Consider the following 22,907-nt stretch of genomic DNA (forward strand, 5'->3'; position numbering starts at 1 on the left):
GCGCGTCATGCGCATCGACCACGATGCCGTAGCAATCGGCGAACGGCGGCGTGCGGTCAGCCAGCCTGGCCAAGTTGTTCGGCCAGGTCGTTGCGCGGCGAGCGGCCGTACAGGCGGCTGTATTCGCGGCTGAACTGCGACGGGCTCTGGTAGCCGACGCGATAGCCGGCCGAACCCACGTCCATCCGCTCCACCACCATCAAGCGCCGCGCCTCGCGCAGGCGCAGCTGCTTCTGGTATTGCAGCGGGGTCATCGCGGTCACCGCGTTGAAATGGTGATGCAGCGACGAGGCGCTCATGTTCACCTGCCGCGCCAGGTCTTCGATCCGCAGCGGCTCGGCGTAATGTTGGCGCAACCACGCAATCGCCTTGGCGATGCGGTTGCTGGGGCTGTCCTCCTGCGCGATGCGCAGCAGGTTCGGGCCACACGGGCCGGTCAGCAGGCGATACAGGATTTCCTGCTCGATCAGCGGCGCCATCGCGGCGATATCGTCGGGCTGTTCGAGCAGCTTGAGCATGCGCAGGGTCGCGTCCAGCAGCGCTGCACTGGCGGTGTTGACCGACACGCCGCGCACGCAGTCGGCGCTGGCCTGCGCCGGCAGCGGAATGCGTTCGAGCAGGTCGCGTAGCCGATCCGGGCGGATCGCCATGCCCACGCCCAGCAACGGTTGCTCCGGGCTGGCCTGGGTGATCCGCGACACCACCGGCAGGTCCAATGCCACCAGCAGGTAGGTGCCGACACCGTAGCGGTACTCCTCCGTGCCCAGGCTCAGGCATTTCTCGCCCTGCACCATCAGCGCGAAGCACGGCCACTGTGCGGCGTGCGTCTTCGGCGAGGGCGCGGTGCGGTACGAACAGAACAGGCCGTCGATGGCGGTCTCGCCGTCGCCGTCGGGGACGGCCAATCGGGCAATGAGTGCGGCGATTTCTTGATAGCGTTCGGCGAGCGCGGTCATCGGCGTCGGGCGCGGTGGCGGGCAATCCAGGGACATACAGCTTGCCTGATGCTGCGACGGCACGTTCGCCGCCGCGGCACGGTTTGCAGGATCGGACAAGAATTCCGCGGGATCGCGATAACGCGCAGCGGCATCGCGCTCGCATTCTGTGCAGGCCGGATCCCCCGTCGCGTCTACCGGAGTGCTCCCATGCCCCTCCTGCTCCCCTCCTCCCCCACCGGCGCGCCGATCGCCGCCGCAGCGCCCTGCCGCCCCCATTCCCCGCACTGCGCCGCGCCGCGCAACGCGCAGGGCTGAGCCGATGCAAGCGCATACCGAAGCCCTGGAAATCACCACCTTCCGCCTGCAGGACTGCACCTGGCGCACCTTCCTGCGCGCCAATGCCGAGGTCGATGCCTGGCTGCAGCGCCAGCCCGGCTTCCGCTCGCGGCGCATCGCGCGGCGCCGCGACGGCACCGTGGTCGACATGCTGCTGTGGGACAGCGTCGCCCACGGCACCACTTCGGCGCGGCGGCTGATGCGCGAACTGCGCGGCGCCGCGATCCATGCGCTGATCGATCCGGACACCGTGTCCTGGGACATCGCGCCGGTGCAGCACGTCAGCGGCGAGGAGCGCAGCGACAGCGAAGCGGACGTCGAAGCCGACAGTCTCGCCGCCTAGCCACCCACCGCCGCGCTCACACCCAGCCGCGGCGGCGGAACCACGCCAGCGGCAGCACCACGCTCAGCGCGATCACGCCCAACGCCCAGTAGTAGGCGTCGTGCCACTTGAGTTCGGGCATGTGCGCGAAGTTCATGCCCCAGATGCCGACCAGCACCGTCGGCGGGATGCCCACCACCGACGCCACCGCCATCACCTTCATGACGTTGTTCTGGTCGATGTTGATCATGCCCAGCACGCTGTCGAGCAGGAACTCGACACGGTCGTCCAGGTGCTGCTCGAACTCGCTCAGGGTGACCAGGTCCTTGTGCAGCAGGCCGATGCGCTTGGACGCATCGGCGCCGAACCAGTCCGGCGCGGCGCCGTCCAGATAGGTGGCCAGGCGCAGCAGGCCCTGCCCGGCGTTGTGCATGCCGCCGAGCCGCCGGCCCATGCCGCCGACCGCGTGCAGCATCCGCTCCAGATCGCGCGAGGCGTGCGGTTGGTCGAAGGCCATGCGGGTGGTCTCGGTGATCTCCGCCTCCAGCGCTTCCAGCCGGTCCGCCAGCTGCCCGACCAGCTGATCGAGCAGGCGCAGCAGCAGATCGTCGCTGCTCCGGCACGGGGTCTTCTCCAAGTGCGCGGCCACCGCCTGCAACGACCCCATGCGCTGCTCGCGCTGGGTCACCAGCACCCGCGGCGACAGCGCAAAGCCCAGCGGCGCGGTCGGGCCGTCGTCGTCCTGGAAGCGCGGCACGTTGAGGAACAGCACGTCGCCCTCGATGCGCACCCGGCTGCTGAACTCGATCTCGCCGATCGCCGCGCGCGTGGGCAGGGCGAACCCCACCTGCCGGTCGGCCTCGGCCAGTTCCTCGCGGCTGGGCTGGCACAGGTCCACCCAGCAGAACGGTGGCGCGGACGTTCCAGCGATGCGGTGGATCGTGATCATCGGGTGCGGCTTGAGGGCGGGAGGGCGCGAGCATCCTCCGCTGCGGCTGAAGCGAACGTCAACGGCGCAGGCGCGCACCGCGGCCGCCAATGCCGCGCCCGTTATGGCCCGTCCACGCCAGACGGCCGCTGCTTCAGGCGCGCGCGCCGCCGCGACGCTTCAACGCATAGCCAATGCCCAGCAGCAGGAACCAGACCGGACTGGCCAGCAACGCCTGCCGGGTGTCGTCCTGCAGCGTCAGCAAGGCCAGCACGAAGGCGAAGAACGCCAGGCACACGTAGCACATGAGCACGCCGCCGGGCATCTTGAACGCGGAGGCCGCGTGCAACTGCGGGCGCTTGCGCCGGTAGGCGATGTACGCGCACAGGATCAGCGACCAGACGAACATGAACAACACCGCGGCCAGCGTGGTGACCAGGGTGAACGCGGTGACCAGGTTCGGGATCAGGTACACCAGCAGCGTGCCGCCGAGCAGGCACGCGCAGGAGAACAGCAGCCCGCGCGCCGGCACCGCCGCGCGCGACAAGCGGGCGAAGCCGCGCGGCGCGTGCCTCTCCTCGGCCAGGCCGTACAGCATGCGGCTGGTGGAGAAGATGCCACTGTTGGCCGACGAGGTGGCCGAAGTCAGCACCACGAAGTTGATCAGGCTGGCCGCGGCCGGCACCCCGGCCAGCACGAACAGCTCCACGAACGGGCTCTTGCCCGGCACCACGTCGCGCCACGGCGTCACCGCCATGATCGCGATCAGTGCCAGCACGTAGAACACCAGGATGCGCACCGGGATCGAATTGATCGCCTTGGGCAGGTTGCGCTGCGGGTCGGCAGTCTCCGCGGCGGTGGTGCCGACCAGTTCGATGCCGACGAAGGCGAACACCGCGATCTGGAAGCCGGCGAAGAAACCGCCGATGCCCATCGGGAACATGCCGCCGTCGTTCCACAGATTGGCCAGCGACGCCACGTGCCCGGACGGCGACTGGAAGCCCCAGGCCACCAGCCCGGCACCGGTCAGGATCAACGCGCAGATGGCCACGATCTTGATCAGCGCGAACCAGAATTCCATTTCGCCGAACAGCTTCACCGTCACCAGATTCAGGCTCAGCAGCAACAGCACGCACAGCAGCGCCGGGATCCACGGCGCCAGGCCGGGAAACCAGAACTGCGCATACGCCGCGATCGCGATCACGTCGGCGATGGCGGTGATGATCCAGCAGAACCAGTAGGTCCAGCCGCAGAAGAACCCGGCCCAGGGACCGAGCAGATCGGTGGAGAAGTCGATGAACGACTTGTACTCCAGGTTCGACAGCAGCAGCTCGCCCATCGCGCGCATGACGAAGAACAGCATCGCGCCGATGATCAGGTACACGAACAGGATCGATGGGCCGGCCAGGCTGATGGTCTTGCCCGAGCCCATGAACAGGCCGGTGCCGATGGCGCCGCCGATCGAGATCAATTGCAGGTGGCGGTTGGACAGGCTGCGCTGGAGATGGTCGGGCTGGGCGGACGGGTCGGACATGGGCGCGGCCATCGGCAGGGAAGAATCCGACAACATAGAGGACCCGGCCAGCGTCCGCCAGTGGTTGCGCCCTTGCCTGGCGACGCCGCGCAGCCACCGCGGCGCGGCGCGGCCACGTGCAGCGCAGCGCCCCGCCGCGGCAGCGGCAGCGGCAGCGGCAGCGGCAGCCCGATCACACCGGCTTGGCGCCCTGGCCCAGCGCCACGAAGCTGAAGTCGCGATCGGATTGCGTGCCGTTGCCGTCGCCGGTCTTGATCAGCACCTGCCGCGCGTCGATGCGGAGGATGACCGCGTTGTCGCGGGTGTCGCCGTCGCCGCTGTAGATCTGGGTGATGGCGGCCCCGCCCAGCGTCTCGAACGCCGGTTGGAACGACAGCAGATAGTGGCCGGTACCGGTCCGCGCCACCGAGAAACCGCTGCCGTTGCGGATCTGCCCGTTGCCCGCCACCACGCCCGCCACCACGCGGCCCGACGGCACCTGATCGAGGCCGAGCGCCTCGCCTGCCAATGCATTGATCATGCAAATCTCCTGGTTCGATGGAAGAAAGGAACCGGCGCCGCGCGCCCATGCCGTGCCTCGTCCGTGAGAGGCCAGCATCGGCAGCGCGCGCGCGGCGCACCATCGGGGATATGCTGATCGCGCGCGGTCTGCGCGCTGAGGCGGGGCGGCGGCGGATCGCCGCAGCATGACGCGCACGGCTCACACGATCTTGGTGCGCCGCCACCACTGCGTCACTTTTTCCTCGCGCACCAGGGTGAACAGGCCGGCGCCCAGGATCAGCGCGATGCCGACCAACATCGGCCAGTCCAGGCGATCGTGGAACAGCCAATAGCCGAAACCGATCGCCCACAGCATCTGGCTGTACTGGGTCGGCGCCACCGCGCTGACCGGCGCCAGCCGCGACGCATACATCAGCAAGATCGCCGCCAGCCCGGCGAGCAGGCCATAGCCGGCCAGCAGCACCCATTGCTGCCAGGTCGGCCACACGAAGGTCGGCAGCATCAGCAGCGCCCCCATCAGCAACGGACCGAGCACGCCGGCACCGTACAGGGTCAGGCGCTTCTCGCCCGGCCCGGCCATGCGCAGGCTGATCACCGACACCGCCCCGACCAGGCCGCAGACGATGGCCGCGACATGGCCCTCGCTCAGGTGCCGGAAGCCCGGCCGCAACACGATCAGCACGCCGACGAAACCGACGATCACCGCCAGCCAGCGCCGCCAGCGCACCTGCTCCTTGAGCAGCAACACCGACAGCACGGTGACGAAGATCGGCATCAGGAAGATCAGCGCGAACGCCTCGGCCATCGGCAACAGGGTGAACGCGGTGACCGCCGACAGATTGCCGACCGCGCCGGTGAACGCGCGCAGCAGCCAGATGCTGGGACGCTGTGCCACCACCACCTCGCGCCAGCGGTCGCCGCGCTTCTTCAGGAACAGCAGCGCGGCGAGCATCAGCAACGCGCCGAAGAACACCACCTCGTAGGCCGGCAGCGTTCCCTCCAGGCCCTTCACGAACGCATCGCTGATCGAATAGGCGGCATAGCAGGCGAAACCGAGCAGCACACCTTTGAGCATCGCGGATCCTGGCAGCTGGCGCCGCGCGCGGCGTCGGCCATTGGGGGGAGAAGACGGCGTCATTATGCGTCGCCATCGCTGCGGCCACCATGACATGGCGTTGCCGCGGGCGCGTATCGCAACGCCTAGCGCCGGCACCGGCGCACGACTTCGCCGCAAGGCTCGGTTACGATGCCTGCCCCGCTCCGACCAACCAGGCCGCGCGCAGTGCGCGTGGCGCCTCGCCCCCATCGACGTGACCCGCTATTCCGGCCCCCTGCTGACCCGCCCGCTCGCCGACGCGCTACTTGCCGCACGCGATGGCGGCGCCGCCACCTGGACAGGGTCGCTGGATCTGCAGCGCAGCGAAGGCCACGCCCTGCTCACCGCGGACCGCTGGCAATGGCGCGGGCAGGCGTATCCGTATCCGCCCAAGCTCAAGGACCGCACGATCTACTACTGGGACGGCGAGGAGTTCGCGCCGGTGTCGCGCTTCGGCGGCGCGCTGATCAAGCTGGTGCCGACCGAATGGGGCGCACCGACCTTCGAGATCGACGGCATCAAGATGCTGCCCAGCGCGCAGCTATCGCCGTTCGAGGACGCGCGGCGCAAGGTCGCGCTGATCGAACCGCGCGGCAAGCGGGTGCTCGACACCTGTGGCGGGCTGGGCTATTTCGCCGCCTGCGCGCTGGACGCCGGCGTGGCGCAGCTGCAGTCGTTCGAGAAGAACGCCGACGTGCTGTGGCTGCGCACGCTCAACCCGTGGTCGCCGGATCCGGCCGCCAGCGAGGGGCGCCTGCAGCTGGCGCATGCCGACGTCGGCCAGGCCATCGGCGCCATTGCCAGCGATTCGGTGGATGCGCTGCTGCACGACCCGCCGCGCTTCGGCATCGCCGGCGAGCTGTATTCGCAGGCGTTCTACGACCAGCTGGCGCGGGTGCTGCGCCGCGGCGGACGACTGTTCCACTACACCGGCAGCCCGAACAAGCTGACCAGCGGCCGCGACGTGCCGCGCGAAGTGACCAAGCGCCTGGAGAGGGCCGGTTTCCGCGCAGAACTCGCGCTGGACGGGGTGCTGGCGACGCGTCGCTAGCCCATCTCGATTCGGTTGCAGGCATTTGCAGGAGCGGCCGGGTCATCGGTGCGACAAGCGCAAGGCTGGACCTGGCAACATCGGCAAAGAAAGCGTCGGAGCTGAAGCCCCTCCTACAGTCCTGATTAGCGCTGTGTCTCAGCTGGTGATGCTGCCTTGGTTTAGAAATGCAGGTTCTTCAGTGAGATACGGCGATGACGCTCAATCGGATCCAGTTCCAAAAGGGGCTTTCGATTCCGGCTTTTCTGAGCCGCTACGGCTCCGAGGCGCAATGTGTCGAGGCCTTGGTTCAGGCCAGGTGGCCCAATGGCTTCGTGTGTCCGCAGTGCGGACACACGCATGCCAGTGGCTTTGAGCGGGGACGCCAGCACCTGTGGCAGTGCGCGCGCTGCCGGGTACAGACCAGCTTGACCGCCGGCACGCCCATGGCAGACACCAAGCTTCCCTTGCGGGTGTGGTGGCTGGCCATCTATCTGGTGAGCCAAGCCAAGAACGGAATTGCTGCGCTGGAACTGGCTCGGCAACTGGGCGTGTGCTATCGCACTGCATGGCGGATCAAGCACAAAGTGATGTCGGCGATGGCCGATCGTGAGCAGTCACGCCGGCTCGACGGAGAGGTCCAGATCGATGATGCCTATCTGGGCGGCGAACGCGCCGGTGGTCCAGGCCAACCGCAGTGGCGCAATAAAGTGCCGTTTATTGCAGCGGTTTCCCTGCATCAAGGGCGCCCGCGCTATCTCCGCCTGGATGTGGTCTCCAGCTTCCGAAGAAGCGTCGTGCACACGTGGGCTCAGCAGGCACTGGCACCGGGCACCCATGTCGTCAGTGATGGGCTGACAGCGTTCACCGGTGTGGGCTGGGCAGGCCTGACCCACGATGCCATCGTGACCGGAAGCGGCCGCAAAGGCGTCCAGCAGCCTCGTCTGCGTTGGGTCAATACGATCCTGGGCAATCTCAAAACGGCGCTTAGCGGCACCCACCATGCGGTGGACTTCCCCAAATACGGCGCGCGCTACCTGCATGCGCATGCCTACCGCTTCAATCGCCGCTTCAACCTGGCCGCCATGGTGCCGCGCCTGGCCAGTGCCCTGGCCGGCGCGGGAAGGCTCACAGAGCAGCAACTGCGTACGACAGCTGAGACACAGCGCTAATCAGGTCCTACAGTGCATCCAGCCAGCTTGCCATGCCGCATGGCCTTGTAGGAGCGGCTTCAGCCGCGACAGACAGCCCGCCGCGACGCATGACCCAACGCCATCCGCAGTCGCTTCCGCCCCATGTAAACCCCAGGAAAAGGCTACAGCGCGCGACGTTCTTCATACCGACGCAGCAATCCGCTCGCGCAACCAGCGATGCGCCGGATCGCGGTGCACGCGCTCATGCCAGAGCATCGCCATCTCATAGCCGGGCACCGGCAGCGGCGGCGCGCACACGCGCAGGCCCGGATGGTCGCGCAGCAGCCGCTCCGGCAACATCGCCACCAGATCAGTCCGCAGCAGCACGTCGATGACGAACAAAAAATGCGGCACCGACAGCACCACCCGCCGCTGCAGCCCGCGTTCGTGCAACGCCGCATCGGTGACGCCGCTGAAACAGCCGCCGTCCGGCGACACGATCACGTGTTCGAGCTTGCAGAACTGCGCCAGCGTCGGCCGCCGCTGCAGCCGCGGATGCCCGGCGCGGCCGGCCAGCACATAGCGTTCGGCGAACAGCGTGCGTTGGCGCAGGTTTGGCGGTGCGCCGTCGCGGGTATGCAGGGCCAGGTCGATCTCGCCCCGCTCGGCCTGCCGCGCGATCTGCAACGGCGCCATTTCCAGTACCGCCAGCCGCGTACCCGGCGCCGCGCTGCGCAGCGCCGCCAGCGCCGGCAGCAGGATGGTCGATTCGCCATAGTCGGTCGCGGCCACACGCCAACGGTTGCCGGCCTGCGCCGGCACGAACGGCGCTTCCGCCGCCACCGCGCGCTGCAACGCCTCCAGCGCCTGCCGCAGCGGCGCGCGCAAGGCCTCGGCACGCGCGGTCGGGCGCATGCCGCGCGGCCCCGGCAGCAGCAGCGGATCGTCCAGCGCGGCGCGCAGCTTGGCCAGGTGCACGCTGACCGAGGGCTGCGACAGGTGCAGGCGCTCGGCCGCACGGGTCACGTTGTGCTCGGCGAGCAGCGCATCTAAGGTCAGCAGCAGGTTCAGGTCCAGGCGTCCGAAATCAAGCATGGCTATAGCTGCAATTCCCGTAATTCATTTTAACTATAGCGGGCCGCGGCCTACCTTGGCGGCATCCCATCACCGAGGTCGCCCATGAACGTGCTGCTGGTCTACGCCCATCCCGAACCCACATCACTTAACGGCGCGCTCAAGGACTTCGCCGTGCAACGCCTGCAGGACGGCGGCCACCGCGTGCAGGTGTCGGACCTGTATGCGATGCAGTGGAAGCCGACGCTCGATGCGCAGGACAGCCTGGACGGCGCGGCCGGCGATCGCTTCGATCCGTCGCTGGACTCGCAACGCGCGTTCGCCAACGGCCGCCAGCGCGCGGACATCGCCGCCGAGCAGGACAAATTGCGCTGGGCCGACGCCGTGCTGCTGCAGTTCCCGCTGTGGTGGTTCTCGATGCCGGCGATCCTGAAAGGCTGGGTGGACCGCGTCTATGCGTATGGCTTCGCCTACGGGGTCGGCGAACATTCCGACGCGCGCTGGGGCGACCGCTACGGCGAAGGCAGCATGGCCGGCAAGCGCGCGATGCTGATCGTCACCACCGGCGGCTGGGAATCGCACTACGCGCCGCGCGGCATCAACGGCCCGATCGACGACGTGCTGTTCCCGATCCAGCACGGCATCCTGCACTACCGCGGCTTCGACGTGCTGCCGCCGTTCGTGGTCTATCGCAGCAGCCGCATGGACGCCGACCGGTTCGCGCAGACCCGCGCCGCGCTCGGCCAGCACCTGGACACGCTGTGCAGCGCCGCGCCGATCGCGTTCCGCAAGCAGAACGGCGGCGACTATGCCATCCCCGAGCTGACGCTACGGCCGCAGGTCGCCCAGGGCCAGATCGGGTTCGCGGCGCATGTGAGGGGGTTCGAGGAAGATCGCGCTGCAGCGGCATCGCCCGCGCACGACCACCGGATCCGTGAGACATGAAGCGCAGCGTTGGACGGTAGGATGGCGCCTGCGGCGAATGCGCCGCGCCTGCCATCGGAACCATGCCGCACGTCACCGCACCTCCGTTCGCCCGCCTGCTCGCCCTGTGCGCCACCCTGCTGCTCGGTGCCTGCGCCACGCAGGCACCGCGCGCGCCCGAGCGCACGCCGACCGAGATCAAGGCCGACATCGCACGGCGCATCCCGGCCGCCATCCCCGACCGCAGCGGCTGGGCAAACGACGTGTACGTGGCGCTGTCCTCGCAGGAACTGGCCACCAGCGCCGACAACATCTGCGCGGTGCTGGCGGTGATCGAACAGGAATCCACCTACCAGGCCAATCCGCCGGTACCCGGCCTGGGCAAGATCGCGCGCGCCGAACTCGGCCGCCGCGCGTCCGCCTTGCATGTGCCCGCGTTCATGCTCGACGCCGCGCTGGCGGTGACCTCAGCGAATGGCCGCAGCTACGGCCAACGCATCGCCGCTGCGCGCACCGAGCAGGAACTGAGCGCCATCTTCGAGGACCTCGCCGGCAGCGTGCCGCTGGGCCAGCGCCTGTTCGGCGACCTCAACCCGGTGCACACCGGCGGGCCGATGCAGGTGAGCATCGCCTTCGCCGAGGCCCATGGCGACGGCTATCCGTACCCGCTGCAGGACACGGTGCGCCACGAGGTGTTCGATCGCCGCGGCGGCGTGTGGTTCGGCACCCGCCATCTGCTCGGCTACCCGAGCGACTACGACACGCTGCTGTACCGCTTCGCAGACTTCAACGCCGGCTGGTACGCCAGCCGCAATGCGGCGTTCCAGGCGGCATTGGCGAAGGCCAGCGGCACCAGCCTGGCGCTGGACGGCGATCTGCTGATCCCCGGCAGCGACATCGACCAGCCCGGCGCCACCGAGCGCGTTGCACGCAGCCTGGGCGCGCGCCTGGCGCTGGACGACAAGGAGATCCGCCGCGCCCTGCAACGCGGCAACGCCGCCGATTTCGGCGACACCGCGCTCTACCGCAAGGTGTTCGCGCTGGCCGAACGCAGCGCCGGCAAGCCGCTGCCGCGCGCGATCCTGCCCGGCATCACCCTGCAAAGCCCGAAGATCACCCGCACCCTCACCACCGCCTGGTTCGCACAGCGCGTCGCCGAACGCTGGCGCCGTTGCATGGGCAAGTAACACCGGCAGACAGATCCAACGGGCGGCGCGACTTCGGCTTGTCCACCCACGCGATGGCGGCGGCGACGCCCGCTGCGCGCAATGCGCACGCACGCGGGTGGCATCCACCATGGCCGTTGCTTGCGCCGATCCACACGCGCCGCATGTGCGGATCCGGCCGCACGGCGTCAGCCGTGCATCGCAACCGCGCTCAGCGACGCGCGTCCAGCACCGCTACGTCTTCCGGCGCCAGTTGCACCACATCGCTGGCCGCCCCCGCGCCCAGCAGCGAGCGCATCGGCGCCGGCAGGCGCACCTGCTGCGTATCGCTGCCGTGGTTGATCAGCACCAGCACGCGGCGGCGGCCATCGCTGCGCACGCCGACCTCCACGTCCGCCGGCACGTCCGCCAGCGGCGCGCGCACCTGCGCATCGCGCAGCCAGTCGCCGGTGAGGCGATCGAGCGTGGCATCGTCGAGCCAGGCACCGACATAGCTGATGCGGCCCTTGCCAACCCGCCGGGTCAGCACCGCCGGCGCGCCATCCAGCCAGCCGTTGGCCTGGCCGTAGCGCAACGGCACCTCGGTCTGCGCCGCGCGCGCCTGCAACTGCTCGGCCCAGATCTTCGCGCTGCCCTCGCCGGCCGCACCGGCGACCGGGATCGGCTTGTCCAGCGCATAGAACTGCTGCACGCGGCCGCCCAGCAGTTCGCCCAGCGGGCCGGGCTGGCGCTGTGGCTGCAGGCCGTTGTCGGCGTTCTTCATCGCGCTGCGCGGACCCAGCACCAGATGCCCGCCATGCTCCACGTAGGCCTTCAGCCGCTGCGCCTGCGCCTCGCTGAGCACATTGAGCGACGGCGCGACCACCAGCTTGTAACCGTCCAGCGGCGCCAGCGCCGAGACCACATCGACCACCTGCGCCTGCTGCCGCAGCGGCCGGTAGAACGACTTCATCTGCACGACCGGATCGAAGTCGGCCGAGTGCTTCTGGAAACCCAGCGCCCAGCGGCTGTCGAAGTCGTTGATCAGCGCCACCTCCGCGTGCGGCGTGGTCCCCGCCAGCGCCGCGCCGGCCTTGGCGAACTCCGCGCCGACCTGCTGGATCTCCGCATACACCGGCACCGGCTCGCCATCGGCGCCGACCAGGGTGCCGTGGTATTCCTCCTGCCCGTTTGGCGCCGCGCGCCACTGCCAGTAAGAGACCGCATCGGCGCCGTGCGCCACCGCCTGCCAGGCCATCGCCCGCACCTGGCCCTTGCGCAGCGCCACGTTGGTCGCGCGCCAGTTGACGAAGCCCGGCTGGGTTTCCATCACCCAGTAATTGCGCTGCTTGTAGCCGCGGGTGAGGTCGTGCCGCGCCGCGTTGTCCACCCAGTCGTAGCGCTCGCCGGCGACGTAGTCGTCCCACGCGGCGATGTCGAGCACGTCGTGCACGGTGTAGGCGTCGAAGCCGGCGAACCAGCCCATGGTATTGGTGGTGATGAACTGGCGCGGATCGGCGTGCGGGCGGATCGCGTCGATCTGGTTGCGCGAGTAGTCGGTCCAGGTGTCGCTGACGAAGCGCTTCCACTCCAGCAGCAACGCCGGATTCTCCTCGTCCTCGCGCACCGGGATCTGCGCGAAGTCGTTGTAGGTCTGGCTCCAGTACGCGGTGGCCCAGCGCCGGTTCAAAGCCTCGATGCTGCCGTACTTGCGCTGCAGCCAGGCATGGAACTGCGCCTTGGCTTCCGGATCGAACGAGGTCTGCGCGTATTCGTTGTCCAGCTGCCAGCCGACCACGTGCGGATTGCGGCCATAGCGCTGCGCCATCTGTTCGGCGATGGCATGGGCGAAACGCCGGTAGCGCGCGCTGGCGAAGGAGAACTGCTGGCGATTGCCGTGCGCGTCGCGCACGCCGTCCTGGCCGACGCGCAGCGTATCCGGATAGGCCTGGGTCAGCCACGCCGGCGGCGCCGCGGTCGGCGTGCCGAGCACCACCACAATGTGATGGCGCGCGGCCGCGGCGATGGCGCGATCCATCCAGGCGAAATCGTATTGGCCCTCGCGCGGCTCCATGCGGCTCCATGCGAACTCGCCGATCCGCACCACGCGCACGTGCGCCGCCTCCATCAATGCCAGGTCGTGCTCCCACTGCGCCTCCGGCCACTGCTCCGGATACCAGGCCACGCCCAGCAGCAACGGCGCGGCGTCGGCGTAGCGGGTGGCCTGCGCGCGGGCATCGGGCAATGCGGCGCTCAGGGCGAACAAGGCGGCGCACACCAGCGCGATCGCGCGCTGCGGGAACCAGGAAGGCGATGACATAGGCGGGCTCGGCGATGGAAGGAACGGCAGCCGGTGGATCCACTCAGCCGCCAGCGCTCATTGTGCACGCCTGCGCCAGGCGCGCACTTGCGCAACTTGCCGAACCTGGATGCGCAACTGTGCACAAAACGGCACTACCGCGGTTGCGCGGCGCGCGATTGCGCAGCGCAGCACGGCGACGTTCACCCGCAATTGGCCTGTCTCTACAACGCAGCGGCGTGGACGCAGCGCCAGCGGCAATGCATCCACCGCGCGCCATCCCGCCAGCGCGCGCTCAGTCCAGCGCGCTCAGTCCAGCTCGGCCAGGAACGCCAGCAGCGCGGCGTTGAACGCCTCGGCATGACTGACATTGCAGCCATGCGGCGCATCCGGCAACACCACCAGCGTGCTGCCGGCGATGGCACGATGGGTGCGCTGCCCGGAGCCTTCGAACGGCACAGTCGCGTCGGCGTCGCCATGCAGCACCAGCGTCGGCACATCCACCGCCGCCAGGTCCTGGCGGAAGTCGGTGGTGGCGAACGCCTGCATGCAGCCTAGCGCGGCGGCCTGATGGCTCTGCTGGCACAGTGCGATCGCCTCCTGCCGCTGCGCCTCGCTGACCTTCAGTTCGCCGTTGGCGCTGAAGAACTGGCGGGTGAACTGATCGAAGAACGCCTCGCGCGACGCCCTCAGTCCCTGTTCCATCTCCTGCGCCTTGTCCTCGCTCAGCGGGCCGTCCGGGTTGTCGTCGGTCTTGAGCAGGTAGGGCGGCACCGCCGCGGCGAACACCACCGCGCCCAGCCGGGCGCTGCCGTGCCTGGCCACATAGCGCGCCACCTCGCCACCGCCCATCGAGAAACCCACCACGACCGCGTCGCGCAGGTCCTTGTCCTCGATCACACCCGCCAGGTCGTCGGCCAGCGTGTCGTAGTCGTAGCCGGCGGATGGCGTGTCCGAACGGCCGAAGCCGCGGCGGTCGTAGGCCAGCACACGATAGCCGGCATCCTGCAGCGGCCCGATCTGCGCCTTCCACGCCTCGGCCGACAACGGCCAGCCATGGATCAGGACCACCGGTCGGCCGTTACCGCCGATATCTTCAACGTGCAGACGCACGCGCGATTGTGCTGCAGTCATGGCATTGCTCACGGGGGAAGGAACCGCAAGCTTCATCGCAGGCATGTCCCGCGTACGTGAGCGCAACGTTGCGAAGGCGTCAATTGCGCCACGCCGCATGGCTATCAACCGATGCGTTGCAGCGCCCGGCCGAGCTGCTGGCATGCGCGCGTCGCCACAGCGCGAGCACCGAACCATCCGGACACGCCGAGCCGCCGCGCAGCGTCGTGGTCGAGCCAGCCATCGCGCTGCAATTGCCTGGAGAACCGCCACCGTGGCGCAACAATCCCGGCACGATGTCGTCGGGCTGCCAGCGCAGCAGGTCGGGCAAGGCGCCGATGTCCTCGGCCACGCGGCGCGCGAAGGCACGCCCAAGGAACCCTTGCGGCCGCTGGTCGTCGAATAGTGAATAGACAGTCAAGACATCCAGACGACTAATCCACTTTGATATCAGTGACTTCCCTTCGCCACCCAAACGAAAGTAGGAAAAATTCGAATAGATAAAGACTGGATTTAGGGCCGATCGCCTGCGCCAGGGCGGGGTCCGCTGCAGCAGCCCTCACCCTGGCGCCAGCCAAAAGCAGCGTCACCGGCGACCGGCGATGTGAATAGGCAGCAGCCACCTTTTCGGAACGGGGCGGGAATGCCAGCGGGAGCAACGCGCAGGCGCAATGGCCGTGTAACGCCCGCTCGGCGGCCTCCCCCACGGACCCGCCGAGCGGAAGCGCCAGGATGCCTAGGTCCAGTTGTCCCCATCCATGCTGCTGTCGTCCGCGAAGTCCTGACCGGCGTCCTGCAGCGGCGCCTCGTCGTAATAGTTGTTGGTGACGTTCTCGACCACGGTGGGCTGCGACGACCCGCCGCCCAGGAACCCGCCGTGGTGACCGCCAAGCAGGCTCTCCACGCCTTCGAACAGGAACATGCCACCGGCCACACCCGCGGCTGTGGTGGCCGCGGTGCCAAGAAAACTCGGCCCGCGCGCAGCCGGTGCCGCGACCGGCGCCTGCTCCGGTACGCCGGTGCCGCCGCCGAACAGGCGCTCGCGCCAACCCGGCGCGGCCTGCGGCGCGGGCGCCGGCGGCAACGGCGGCGGTCCCGCATTGAATCCCTGCCCCAGAAAACTGGTGGCTGGCGGCGGTGGCGGCGCGGCCTGCTGCAACTGCGCGATCTGCGCCTTGGCGCTCTCCAGCGCATGTTCGAGCAGCAAAGCCCGCTGCACCAGCAGATAGGCCGCATCGGGTTGACCGGCCAGGCGCTCGCGGATCAGGGCGTCGGCCTGCGGATCGATCGCCACGCCGCCGGCACTGCGCACGCGGGCCAGGAAATCTTCGAGTAGCTGTTGTTCTTGCGGGGTCATACCAGTACCTGGAGGGGGACCGGCCCAATGCCGGCAGGCACAGCATGGGCGCGGACCGGCCGGCGCCAAGGGCTACCCTTGCGGCCTGGTGCGCCGACATTCATTAAAGTGACCGGATCGGCTGCTGCAGCGGAGGCCATCGCCAGCAGTCTCCCGCTCCACGACCGCATGACTTCCGGCATTTCCGCCCGCCCCGCCCATGACGAGACATGTCGTCAAAAAGGCCCGCAACGGGAACCACGATGCAGTCGCGAGGCAGGCAATGGCGACTCGCGCGGGCATTGGCCGCAGCCGCGTCGGCGTCGGGGCGGCAAGCGATAAGGACGGCTGGACGCCAACCAGGTGCATGGCACCCGCAACGGCGATACGCTCGCCTTCGTGGCCACCTCCGCCAATGGCCGCGTCTACCGCTTCGACGGCCGCGTCGAGAGCGAACGCAGCACCGCGCTGAGCGCCGGAGCCACGGCATTCGTCCACGTAGCGGGAGCGGCGTCAGTCGCGACGGGCCTTACCGACAGGGCCTGCCGCAACCGATGGCCCAAGATCAAACGGCGGCGGCACCACCTCACGCACAGGAACTCACCCCATGCCCTGCAAGCGCATGCGCACCTCGATGCCTATTCCTCCACGGCTGCGTCCGCCACGCCGTCGGCGCGCGGCTGCCGCACTGCCCACATGTTGTCGATCAGGTTCGGATACGGGCGGCCGTTCTCTTCCGCACGCTGCCGCGCCGCGGCCTTCTGCGCAGGCGACAACGGCTGCGCACGCTGGCCGCGCGGCTTGGGCTTCTTCCAGGGTGGGGGCTTGGAGGCGGGCATGGGCATGACTGCAGGCAAGGGAGGCGCCCATGGTGACGCGATGCGGTGCGCGAACGAGTGAACGACACCAGCGCACCGATGCGCCCAGGCTGTCCCGACCTGCGAGACCCTATTCCGCATCGATCCCCGCCAGCGCCAACACCCACCCCGGCACCGCCGGCTCGCCGGCATGGACGTCCTTGGGCGTGTGCTCGGCCATCGCCCAACGGTGCAGCCAGCTGATGCCACCGCCGCCGGTATAGCCTTCGGCATGCCGGTAGGCCGGATCGCGCAGCGCCTGGTCCAGGGTGACGAACGCATAGCCGCGGCGGCGGGTGGCGGCGATCAGCTCCGGGAACGCCACGGCGTTCAATTCGTTGGCATGCATCAACCACACCTGCGCGATGCGGCGGCCGAACAGCCGCTGCGATTGCGCCTCGACATAATCCAGCATGTTGAGCATGTACGGCACATAGCCCTTGCGCAGCCGCAGCGCAGGTACGCTTGATGTCGATCTTCGAGCAGGCCGCCGATGAAGCCCAAAACGCGCACATCGGCCGGGCGCTTAGCCAGTGACATCCGGCGCACGTGCAGGCGGTGCCGAAGGTGGAACCACGGCCATGCGTGGATAGGCCGCCCGATGCCTCGGGCGCGGCGGTGTCCGTTTCGCCACAGGCCACGGTTATTCGGCCAGTTGCGCGCTGTCGTGATGGAGCGACGAAAGAATGGCGCTCCATTCAACGTGTGAGGCGATGTATGCGTCCTGTGGTACTAACGTCTGTAACGCGCCGAGTGGCGAGGCACACGCAGGACGATGTGGCCAACGAACCCGAGGCCAGCTCCTCTGCACGCACGCAGGACCCGCATGCCAACACGCAACTCCAAAGCCTGCCACGGCGACCGGTACGCGCGGCGCGGCTCGGGGCTGCCCAGCCTCAGGAACCGACTGCTGGCGTGCGTGTAGCCAATTTTGTACGTAGCACGGCCGACGCCCCCCCACCTTTGAGTAGCAGTCAGATTTGGAGTCCAATTCCCTAACCCAAGGAGATTGGACGTGAAGAAGCGTTTTTCCGAAGAACAGATCATTGGCTTCCTGCGCGAGGCCGAAGCTGGCATGGCGATCAAGGACCTCTGCCGCCGCCATGGTTTCAGCGAGGCCTCGTACTACCTGTGGCGGAGCAAGTTCGGTGGGATGAGCGTGCCCGATGCCAAGCGGCTCAAAGATCTGGAGGCGGAGAACGCCCGCCTGAAGAAGTTGCTGGCCGAGCAGTTATTCGAGAACGACTTGATCGAGGATGCGCTACGAAAAAAGTGGTGAGCGCACCGGCGCGTCGTGCGCTGGTGCGCGAGTGGATCGGACGTGGCGCCAGCGAGCGTCGCGCTCTGGCAATGATCGGTATGAGTGCCAGTGCACTGCGCTATGTCCCGCGCGATGACCGCAATGTCGACCTGCGCCAGCGGATCCTGGCGCTGGCACATCGGCACAAGCGGTATGGCGTCGGAATGATCTACCTGAAACTGCGGCAGGAAGGGCATGTCGTGAACTACAAGCGGGTGGAGCGGCTGTATCAGGAACAGCAGTTGCAGGTCAGGCGCCGCAAGCGCAAGAAGGTGCCGGTGGGCGAACGCCAGCCGCTGCTGCGGCCAGCACGGGCCAACCAGGTATGGTCAATGGACTTCGTGTTCGACCGCACTGCCGATGGGCGGGTGATCAAATCGCTGGTGATCGTGGACGACGCCACACATGAAGCGGTCGCGATCGAGGTGGAACGTGCGATCTGCGGCCATGGTGTCAGCCGCGTCCTGGACCGCCTGGCGATCAGTCGCGGCCTGCCGCAGGTGATCCGTACCGACAACGGCAAGGAGTTCTGCGGCAAGACGATGGTGAGCTGGGCGCACGGGCGTGGCGTGCAGCTTCGACTGATCCAGCCTGGCAAGCCGAACCAGAACGCCTACGTGGAGTCGTTCAATGGCCGCCTGCGCGATGAGTGCCTCAACGAACATTGGTTCCCGACGCTGCTGCACGCGCGCACCGAGATCGAACGTTGGCGCCGGGAATACAACGAGGAGCGTCCAAAGAAGGCCATCGACGGCATGACACCCGCCGACTACGCCACACACCTGGCCAACACCGATATCATCAACCCCGGACTCTAAACCCCGCTGCTACTCAGGACGGGGGGACGTCGCCGTTATTTGGATCAAGTGGCACGGCTCGCCGCTGCGGCGGCGGCTCCTGCAGCGGTTTCTGATATCCCGGCTGGGCAACTTTGATCTGCGCGCGATGCGTTAGTGGTAGAGCCGGTAGAGGTGCAGCGTACTGGAATCAGTACAGCCGTAGGCCCAAGTCCACGATCTTGCCAATGGGGCTGAAAACCAGCGCGCCGCACCGGCCCGGTTCGACGCCCGCATAGGAAGCGCTCTTGACGATGCCGTAGGCAATGTTTCCGTAGTGGACCGGCCCGCCGCTGTCACCACTGAAGCACGCCAGGTCGTCCCCTACGACCACCTTGTAGGCCCGGGGGTCACAGACCTGTCCGTTGCAATCCTTGCTGCCAAAGCTCGCCGTGCTGCTCGACACGACGCCGCATGTCCACCCGGTCAGCAAGCCCCTGTGGCATACCCGATCCCCAGGTACGGCGGCTGCGGTGGAGAGGATCACCACGCCGCAACTGGAACAGGTGTCCCTCGCAAAGACTTCTCCGAGTGGGCGGTAGCCCAAGACAGGGAAGGAATGCCATGCCAAGTCGTGCGTCGCATCGAATAGCTGGTCCTCGTACGTCAGCTTCGCAGTGACCTGCGCGCCGCTCGCCGCATCCGACCAGTTGCCGTACATGAGGTTCTTGCCACAGTGCGCCGCGGTGACCAGGCCCCACTTGGTGTTGTCCTTGTTCCGCACGATGAAGCCGCCGGTGCACTGGTGCCCGTTGTCCAGATTGAGGATCTGCGAGCCGCCCCGCACATAGGGTGACTCGGTCGTTGCCATTGTCGCACTCTGTGTCGGCAGCGTTGAGCTGGACGATTGCTCGGGCGACTCTTGTGGCTCGGATTCCATGGGGCCCGGCAGGAACTTGAACCTGACAGGCACGCCGAGCTGACGACTCAGCGCTGCGTTCTCCGCTTCGTAGGCAGCTTGCTCCTCCGCAGGGACGAAGACGTAAAGCACGATCGCAGCATCCACTTCATCGATACCCGTGCCCTGCAAGCCGGGCACCTGCTCCTGCAGGCGTGCTTGGTTCGCCGCCAGGACGGCGCTGATCTCGTCCAGCGTCTTGCCGGACACCAGCGTGAACTTGACCGGGATGGTTCCGTGCGGCGTGGACAACTCATGGATAGCGGGTAGCGGACCCTGCTTGAGCCGCAGCACGAGCTTGAATCCGTCGCGGCTATCGTCCCAGTACGAGGTATCGAGACGGTCGGCATAGTCCGCTTTGAAAGCCTCGATCTCCGGCCGCGCAAGCACCTGACGGAGCTCCAGGCGCCGCGAGGCTTCCGCTTCAGCCACGTGATTGTCCTTCGCGTAGCTGCGAGAGATGACCTCCAACTGTTCCAACGCTTTGGCATCCTGGGCCTGGGCGGTACTGGACAGCGCCATTGCGCAGGCTGCGACGAAAAGCCACGTGTGTCTCATCGTTTGGTCCTCCTTGAATGTTGTTCCTGAAGGGCAGTTCCATTTATTTTCTTGTCGCCGACGCCCGTGTCAAGCGACACGGTTCCAGCATTCCAGCTTCCTTTTTCTCTCGACTTCAGGTGGCACCGAGGGCGGTTGGCGTGGACAACACATTCGTTATTCAAGTGATAACGATAGATCCCTAGAACGTCTTTCCATCCGGCTCGCTGCCGCCAACTGCACCACCGCATTCGCCGGCCAGATACAGGGCCCAGATACAGGGCCAGAGGAAATATGCGTTTCAAACAGATATTTCCTCTGGCCCCGTTATTTGCGTGACGCGATCGCCATGCTGCTGCAAATGCAGGCTCAGATAGTGGCCCAAGTCGCATTTCTTGGCATACGCCCACGCCCCGGAAAACGAAGGGGCCTTGCTCGCGGAAGCGGAGCTTGCACACGAGGTGATCGACCCCATCGCCACAACCAGCGCGGCCACGGGAAAGCACGGCCTGGATCGCACTTGCTCAGCCATTTCGGTCACTCCTTGGACATGTCTGCGGCTCGTATGCGCGAAAGATAGCAACTAGGGGTGCGGCATTCCACACATCTCCTGCGAGATGAACCGGCAACGCTCCGCCAGCCCACAGGCAGAGCGTTCTTGCCTCACCTCAGCCATGTGGGATCAATGCAGCCGCCTGCCTCCCGCAGGCGACGCGTGTCCTGGTCTAATTCTCGTGGACACCTCGATAGGGGATGATCATCCCCAGCGAGGACTTTGAACGACATGACGCCCCGTATCCGTAGAAATTTCGATACCGCCTTCAAGCTGCAGGTGGTGCAAATGATCCGCGACCAAGGCCTGAGCGTGGGTCAGGTGTGCCGCGACCTGGACTTGGTCGATAGCGCCGTGCGTCGCTGGCTGGCCCAATACGAGGCCGAGCATGCCGGCCAGCCTGGGCAAGGTCGGCCCCTGACCCCCGAGCAGCAACGCATCCGTGAGTTGGAACGGGAGAACCAGCGACTGCGTGAGGACAACAGCTTGTTAAAAAAAGCATCGGCCTTCTTCGCCCGGGAACTGAAATGATCCAGCAGATGATCGATCAGTGGCAGGAGAAGGCCGCAACCGCCCGGCTGTGCCAGCTGCTGGGCGTGAGCCGCTCGGGGCTGTATGCGGCCCGTCGGCGGCGCTCAGCACCGAGGGCGTGCACGCTCGCTGCGCCATTGCAGACGGCGTTCCAGGCCAGCGGCGGCAACTATGGCAGCCGCCGGCTGAGCGCGAGCCTGAAGGCCCAGGGTCTGCCCGCCAGTCGCCATCGAGTCCGCCGCCTGATGAAGCAGCAGGGACTGAAGGCGCGCTGGAGGCGCAAGTTCGTCCATACCACCGACAGCCGACACGAGATGCCGGTGGCGGACAACCATCTGGATCGGCGCTTCAACCCGGACGCCCTCGACCAGGCCTGGGTGGCCGATATCACCTACATCCGCACCGAGCGCGGCTGGCTGTACCTGGCCGCGGTGCTGGACCTGTACTCGCGCAAGGTGGTGGGCTGGGCAATGGCACCGACCATGCCGGCCGAGCTGGTCTGTACCGCCTTGCAGATGGCCATTGCCCCGCGCCAGCCCAAGCCGGGGCTGATCGTGCATAGCGACCGCGGCAGCCAGTACGCCAGCCAGGCCCACCGCGACCTGCTGACCAAGCACAAGCTGGTGGCCAGCATGAGCCGCAAGGGCAACTGCTGGGACAACGCGGTAATGGAGCGGTTCTTCCTGAGCCTGAAAATGGAGCGCGTCTGGCAGCGTCGCTACACCAACCCCAACGAGGCCATCGCCGATATCACCCACTACATCGTCGGCTTCTACAACACCCACCGCCTGCACTCCACCCTCGGCTATCGATCTCCAGCCGACTACGAGAAAGCCACTACCTGAAACCCCCTATCCACGTGTCCACCAAAACTTGACCACAACAGCGCTCCCCTCCACCGCATAGACCGCCCGCTCCTCGCGTACGCCGTTGGGCGGGGGTTCGCGCAGCGGCTGGCGCTCGATCTGCAGCAGCAGCGCCCGCATCGCGTTGGCTGCATCGCAGAGCGTGTCCCCCACCTCTGGCAATGCCTGGCCGGCGCACGCTGCTGCATCGCCGGCCGCCACCACTCGGACATGGGCCGAGACGGTCTCGGCCAGCAGGTTGAGTTGGTCGAGTTGCGCCAGCGTGACGCGGAAGGCGCCGCTGCCCACGTCCGGCGCCACGGCGACGGTGGCAGCGGGCCGGGCGCCGGGCGTCGTGTCGGTCCGCTGCGCAGGATAGGACAGCGCGTCCAGCACCAGCTCCACCTGGTCGGCCAACAGCTCCAGACAGACCGCCAGCTCGCCCATGCGCACCTTGGGCTCGGCGGCACGTTCCTCGTCCGGCGTGCGCGGCTGCGCCAGCCGGACCAGGAACCTCACGTGATCGCGCAGCTTCGCCAGCCGGAACTGGCTCTCCTCCGGCAGGAAATAGCCGGGCATGTCTTCATCGTCCAAACGGTCGTACGACATCGTTGCCTCCTCGTTCCATGAAGGGGTCCGCCCGCCACGCAGGGCGGACGGGAAGTCGGGAGGTTCGAAACCGCTAAGAGCCGGCGGGCGTATTTCCCCGAAGGGTGTTGTATTAGCCGCCCTCCCGACGTAGGCATCGCGTCGGCTTGTGCCCGAGCTTCGGGCACAAAAAACCCACCGGTTTATCGGAGGTGGGTACCGCTCTTAGAGGAGTTTCGACGCTCCTTGAAGT

At 67.4% G+C, this 22,907-nt stretch carries 22 protein-coding genes; 7 read left to right on the top strand and 15 right to left on the bottom strand.

All coding sequences use genetic code 11. The features are described 5' to 3' along the window. Window positions 1-56: 56 nt before the first annotated feature. Entirely contained in the window at window positions 57-956 is a 900-nt protein-coding gene (locus tag KHF85_RS17935; RefSeq protein ID WP_284567706.1) for an AraC family transcriptional regulator, read from the bottom strand. A 301-nt stretch (window positions 957-1,257) separates the two neighbouring features. Here KHF85_RS17935 and KHF85_RS17940 point away from each other — a divergent pair, with 301 nt between their 5' ends. Next, the gene (locus KHF85_RS17940; protein WP_284567707.1) at window positions 1,258-1,617 is read left to right on the top strand and encodes a hypothetical protein; all 360 of its coding nucleotides are present in this window, start codon (window positions 1,258-1,260) and stop codon (window positions 1,615-1,617) included. Between the two features lie 16 nt (window positions 1,618-1,633). Here KHF85_RS17940 and KHF85_RS17945 read toward each other — a convergent pair whose 3' ends face one another. The 4 genes from KHF85_RS17945 to KHF85_RS17960 form a co-directional block, all read right to left on the bottom strand. After that, a complete protein-coding gene (locus KHF85_RS17945) occupies window positions 1,634-2,545 on the bottom strand; it encodes a CorA family divalent cation transporter (RefSeq protein WP_284567708.1) in 912 nt (303 codons plus the stop codon). A gap of 133 nt (window positions 2,546-2,678) precedes the next feature. After that, a complete protein-coding gene (gene cycA / locus KHF85_RS17950) occupies window positions 2,679-4,058 on the bottom strand; it encodes a D-serine/D-alanine/glycine transporter (RefSeq protein WP_284567709.1) in 1,380 nt (459 codons plus the stop codon). A 172-nt stretch (window positions 4,059-4,230) separates the two neighbouring features. Further along, window positions 4,231-4,578, bottom strand: coding sequence for a hypothetical protein (locus tag KHF85_RS17955; protein ID WP_284567710.1), 348 nt, complete (start codon window positions 4,576-4,578; stop codon window positions 4,231-4,233). Between the two features lie 180 nt (window positions 4,579-4,758). Further along, window positions 4,759-5,634, bottom strand: a complete 876-nt coding sequence (locus KHF85_RS17960) for a DMT family transporter (RefSeq protein ID WP_284567711.1) — start codon at window positions 5,632-5,634, stop codon at window positions 4,759-4,761. 64 nt (window positions 5,635-5,698) lie between these two features. Here KHF85_RS17960 and KHF85_RS17965 point away from each other — a divergent pair, with 64 nt between their 5' ends. Together KHF85_RS17965 and KHF85_RS17970 are read left to right on the top strand one after the other, a co-directional pair. Beyond that, on the top strand, window positions 5,699-6,706 hold the full coding sequence (locus KHF85_RS17965) for a class I SAM-dependent methyltransferase (RefSeq protein WP_409976629.1): 1,008 nt from the start codon (window positions 5,699-5,701) through the stop codon (window positions 6,704-6,706). 194 nt (window positions 6,707-6,900) lie between these two features. After that, the gene (locus KHF85_RS17970; RefSeq protein ID WP_284566649.1) at window positions 6,901-7,857 is read left to right on the top strand and encodes an IS1595 family transposase; all 957 of its coding nucleotides are present in this window, start codon (window positions 6,901-6,903) and stop codon (window positions 7,855-7,857) included. 162 nt (window positions 7,858-8,019) lie between these two features. Here the strand turns inward: KHF85_RS17970 and KHF85_RS17975 are convergent, their stop codons facing one another. Continuing rightward, window positions 8,020-8,913, bottom strand: coding sequence for a LysR family transcriptional regulator (locus KHF85_RS17975; RefSeq protein WP_284567713.1), 894 nt, complete (start codon window positions 8,911-8,913; stop codon window positions 8,020-8,022). Between the two features lie 84 nt (window positions 8,914-8,997). Here KHF85_RS17975 and KHF85_RS17980 point away from each other — a divergent pair, with 84 nt between their 5' ends. Together KHF85_RS17980 and KHF85_RS17985 are read left to right on the top strand one after the other, a co-directional pair. Next, window positions 8,998-9,837, top strand: a complete 840-nt coding sequence (locus KHF85_RS17980; RefSeq protein WP_284567714.1) for an NAD(P)H-dependent oxidoreductase — start codon at window positions 8,998-9,000, stop codon at window positions 9,835-9,837. A gap of 62 nt (window positions 9,838-9,899) precedes the next feature. Next, window positions 9,900-11,003, top strand: coding sequence for a DUF1615 domain-containing protein (locus tag KHF85_RS17985; RefSeq protein WP_284567715.1), 1,104 nt, complete (start codon window positions 9,900-9,902; stop codon window positions 11,001-11,003). A 190-nt stretch (window positions 11,004-11,193) separates the two neighbouring features. Here the strand turns inward: KHF85_RS17985 and KHF85_RS17990 are convergent, their stop codons facing one another. The 6 genes from KHF85_RS17990 to KHF85_RS18015 all read right to left on the bottom strand — a co-directional run bounded on the left by KHF85_RS17990 (window position 11,194) and on the right by KHF85_RS18015 (window position 16,990). Continuing rightward, entirely contained in the window at window positions 11,194-13,281 is a 2,088-nt protein-coding gene (locus KHF85_RS17990; RefSeq protein ID WP_284567716.1) for a beta-galactosidase, read from the bottom strand. Window positions 13,282-13,569: 288 nt separating this feature from the next. Beyond that, the gene (locus KHF85_RS17995; protein WP_284567717.1) at window positions 13,570-14,394 is read right to left on the bottom strand and encodes an alpha/beta fold hydrolase; all 825 of its coding nucleotides are present in this window, start codon (window positions 14,392-14,394) and stop codon (window positions 13,570-13,572) included. 79 nt (window positions 14,395-14,473) lie between these two features. Beyond that, window positions 14,474-14,704: a hypothetical protein gene (locus KHF85_RS18000; protein WP_284567718.1), complete on the bottom strand. Its 231-nt coding sequence runs from the start codon at window positions 14,702-14,704 to the stop codon at window positions 14,474-14,476. Between the two features lie 405 nt (window positions 14,705-15,109). Beyond that, entirely contained in the window at window positions 15,110-15,730 is a 621-nt protein-coding gene (locus KHF85_RS18005) for a DUF2076 family protein (protein ID WP_284567719.1), read from the bottom strand. A 617-nt stretch (window positions 15,731-16,347) separates the two neighbouring features. Continuing rightward, window positions 16,348-16,548 (bottom strand): hypothetical protein, encoded by a 201-nt coding sequence (locus KHF85_RS18010; protein WP_284567720.1) that lies wholly within the window; start codon window positions 16,546-16,548, stop codon window positions 16,348-16,350. A 109-nt stretch (window positions 16,549-16,657) separates the two neighbouring features. Beyond that, complete coding sequence (locus tag KHF85_RS18015; RefSeq protein ID WP_458296508.1) at window positions 16,658-16,990, bottom strand: polysaccharide deacetylase; 333 nt, start codon at window positions 16,988-16,990, stop codon at window positions 16,658-16,660. A 651-nt stretch (window positions 16,991-17,641) separates the two neighbouring features. Between KHF85_RS18015 and KHF85_RS18020 the strand changes: the two genes are divergently transcribed. After that, window positions 17,642-18,684 (top strand): IS3 family transposase gene (locus tag KHF85_RS18020; protein ID WP_284569592.1). Its coding sequence is split into 2 segments (ribosomal slippage): window positions 17,642-17,840 and window positions 17,840-18,684, totalling 1,044 coding nucleotides; the frame shifts between segments, so codons are not numbered across the junction. 169 nt (window positions 18,685-18,853) lie between these two features. Here the strand turns inward: KHF85_RS18020 and KHF85_RS18025 are convergent. Then, entirely contained in the window at window positions 18,854-20,158 is a 1,305-nt protein-coding gene (locus KHF85_RS18025; protein ID WP_284567721.1) for a S1 family peptidase, read from the bottom strand. Between the two features lie 280 nt (window positions 20,159-20,438). Further along, on the bottom strand, window positions 20,439-20,618 hold the full coding sequence (locus tag KHF85_RS18030; protein ID WP_284569593.1) for a hypothetical protein: 180 nt from the start codon (window positions 20,616-20,618) through the stop codon (window positions 20,439-20,441). Between the two features lie 303 nt (window positions 20,619-20,921). Between KHF85_RS18030 and KHF85_RS18035 the strand changes: the two genes are divergently transcribed. Next, window positions 20,922-22,066, top strand: a protein-coding gene (locus KHF85_RS18035; protein ID WP_284567722.1) for an IS3 family transposase whose coding sequence is annotated in 2 segments (ribosomal slippage) — window positions 20,922-21,174 and window positions 21,174-22,066 — 1,146 coding nt in all. Because the reading frame shifts where the segments join, the coding sequence is not laid out codon by codon here. Between the two features lie 6 nt (window positions 22,067-22,072). Here KHF85_RS18035 and KHF85_RS18040 read toward each other — a convergent pair. Next, window positions 22,073-22,675, bottom strand: a complete 603-nt coding sequence (locus KHF85_RS18040) for an XAC0095 family protein (RefSeq protein WP_284567723.1) — start codon at window positions 22,673-22,675, stop codon at window positions 22,073-22,075. Window positions 22,676-22,907: the final 232 nt, after the last annotated feature.

This window comes from Xanthomonas graminis pv. graminis (assembly GCF_030168915.1).
In the GTDB taxonomy this organism is placed as follows: Bacteria; Pseudomonadota; Gammaproteobacteria; order Xanthomonadales; family Xanthomonadaceae; genus Xanthomonas_A; species Xanthomonas_A translucens.